At 31.7% G+C, this 2,506-nt stretch carries 4 protein-coding genes; all 4 read left to right on the top strand.

Annotation, left to right across the window (positions count from 1 at the left end):
• A partial coding sequence (locus Q0977_RS18155; protein ID WP_299516594.1) for a hypothetical protein occupies window positions 1–181 on the top strand: 181 nt, incomplete at its 5' end.
• Window positions 182–388: 207 nt separating this feature from the next.
• A complete protein-coding gene (locus Q0977_RS18150; RefSeq protein WP_299516592.1) occupies window positions 389–739 on the top strand; it encodes a hypothetical protein in 351 nt (116 codons plus the stop codon).
• A gap of 207 nt (window positions 740–946) precedes the next feature.
• A complete protein-coding gene (locus tag Q0977_RS18145) occupies window positions 947–1,330 on the top strand; it encodes a collagen-binding domain-containing protein (RefSeq protein ID WP_299516590.1) in 384 nt (127 codons plus the stop codon).
• 14 nt (window positions 1,331–1,344) lie between these two features.
• Window positions 1,345–1,842 (top strand): collagen-binding domain-containing protein, encoded by a 498-nt coding sequence (locus Q0977_RS18140; RefSeq protein ID WP_299516588.1) that lies wholly within the window; start codon window positions 1,345–1,347, stop codon window positions 1,840–1,842.
• Window positions 1,843–2,506: the final 664 nt, after the last annotated feature.

Genomic DNA, 2,506 nt, shown 5'->3' with positions numbered 1-2,506 from the left:
AGAAGTTAAGCTCTTTAGCGCCAATGGTAGTTGGGGGCTGTCCCCCTGCGAGAGTAGGACGTTGCTAGGCACATTAAAAGCACAACTGTTTATTCAGTTGTGCTTTTTCTTTTGGCTATTCAAATGGTTTTGTCGAAGGATTAAAGAAATGCATTTGGCTTTCGACGGTTTGAACGATTAAGAGCCTTACAAAGAGCTTTTTATTATTGAGTATATAGAGAATGAAGTCTAATCTCAATTCCTGTAGGTATAGCGCATAAGGACTTCGGGATATATGGACAAATATCCAAATGTTTCATTGCATCTTATTGGCCATGCTTTTTGTAATATTCACTTTTGAGTTTATAAAAAGTAGAAAATAGTAAAAATTCAACCTCAAATAACTTTTATGTTATTTGAGGTTTTTCTTAGTGCGGCATTAACAAATAACTATTCAGCTTTAGATGCATCAGCCAAAGAAAAGGATGCTATTTCTGTTGAAAGTATGGAAACTCAAACTATTAAAGATGAACAAAATGTTAAAGCAGCTAGCAATAATCAAACAAGTGAAGTACAACAAGTAGAGAAAAATGTTGATTCAATCGAAAACAAAACAGAAGAAAATAAAGTTATGTCTGAAAAAAATACTAACAAACTTACAAAAAAACCAATTTCTGATGATAAGATTATTCAAGGTTCAGGAGACGTAAAGGAATATATTAAAAAAGGTATAATAATAATGTTGATGAAAATACGTTAGGTATCGCTCAAAACTTCCGCATATTTGAAAATAAATCAGAAATTGCATCTAATACAAATGGGAATGTTGCTGTTAAAGAGCTGACTGGAATGAATGCCGACTTTGGTACCAACCAACATGGTGATTTGAATAGCGCAGATAATTAAAAAACAGACATTACATATATTCAATCTATTAAAGACAGAGTAAACTTTACTAGTTCATCAGGTGTTCAGGATCGCGAAATTAGTAGTAGGTAAAGATGTTAATCTAAGTGTCGTAAACAACGGAAATGATGTAGCCATTAATGGAACGAAATTAGATCATATCAAACAAGTTTATCAAGATACTGATACAACATATATCAATTTTGAAGAAGAATTTTCCCAGTTGGCTGCAACTTCAAAATCCTTGGCAAATAAAACAAAGGATGACAAAACAGTTGTTCTTGATAAATTAGGATCAAGCTATACTTTAGATTTATCTAAGTTTGAAGTTAAAGATAATACGATAATATTAAATATTGACCCAGAAGATTTAATAGACTCATCAGGCGACCTAATTATTAAAGGGCTAAAAAAGGAACAAATGTTATACTCAATGTTGATTTAAAAGCCAAAAAAGAATTGAATGTACAAAAGAAAATTAATTTTAGTTATGTAAATCCTGATGGTATAACATCGAATCGAAATAACTATGAAGCAGTTGATTTCAGCGATGCTAATCTTTTGTGGAACTTTAATGATTCTACTTCAGCGAATGGATTTACAGGATTGATTAATCTTCAAAAAGCATGGCAAGGAACAATTCTAGCAACAGGAGCTACATTAAAAGGTACCTCTAATATTGATGGTTCTATAATTGTTAATGAGTTTTTAGGTGCTGGAGAAACACACTGTTGGGATTACCAAGAAACAACTGATCCAGGAAACGATGAAGAAACACCTCAGAAATCAAATGGTAGCACAACAGATTCAAGGACTAGTAACAATAAATCATCAAATAATTATGATTCAAAAACAAAAATGGATAAAGTAATTTTTAAGTTGGATGCTGGTAGCACTCAAAATGCTTTACCTCAACCTGGGGAAGACAACTCATCGTCAGTTACTTTAGCTGTATAGGAACTTTACTTGCGGCAGTGGTGGCATTCTTAACTGCAATTCGCAAAAGAAAAACGGCAAAGTAGAACTTAAAAAATTGCAAAACCATAATGTAATAAATAAAATGACGCTGTGACAAAAGAGTTTTAGCTAAAGAAAAATCCGAACAATAGTGAAATTACCTTTAAATCCTCACATTTGTTTGGATTTTCTTTTTTATTATCTCCTTGTCAAAAATTGTTTGCTCCGTTGTAGAAATTTCTTTTGCATAAAAGGGATTTTTCTTGTCGAGCCTTTCATAAATTAAATTTTTCGGGTGCTGTTGGAACTTTTTGTGAGTTTAATAATTCTGGAGGTAGTCAAAACTACTTGATTGGAAACTTATTCAGAAGATGGTATGAAAGAGAAATGAAAGAAGACCTAAGCTAAAACTCTTTTAAGCAGTAAGCTGGCTTGAATACTAAAATATAGCAACTCTTTTTATAATTTAGGCCAGAAATCTATTAATATTAAAATTTCTAAAAGAAGTGTTGACTTCAGGTGGAATGCATGTTAAGATATTTAAGTCGCTGAAACAAGACGGTAACAAAATAACTTGAATAAAAAATTTGTTGACATCGTAAATAAGATTTGATATAATAATCAAGTCGTTAAAACAAGCGACACAATATGAACCTTGAAAACT

The organism is uncultured Rummeliibacillus sp., assembly GCF_934216135.1.
GTDB lineage: Bacteria > Bacillota > Bacilli > Bacillales_A > Planococcaceae > Rummeliibacillus.
The sequence above is the reverse complement of the archived record's forward strand: the minus strand, read 5'-3'. Positions and strand labels throughout refer to the sequence as shown.

Bases quoted from the DNA above. Each gene is read 5' to 3' on its own strand.
- Q0977_RS18150 (WP_299516592.1), top strand. From the start codon at position 389: ATGTTATTTGAGGTTTTTCTTAGTGCGGCATTAACAAATAACTATTCA.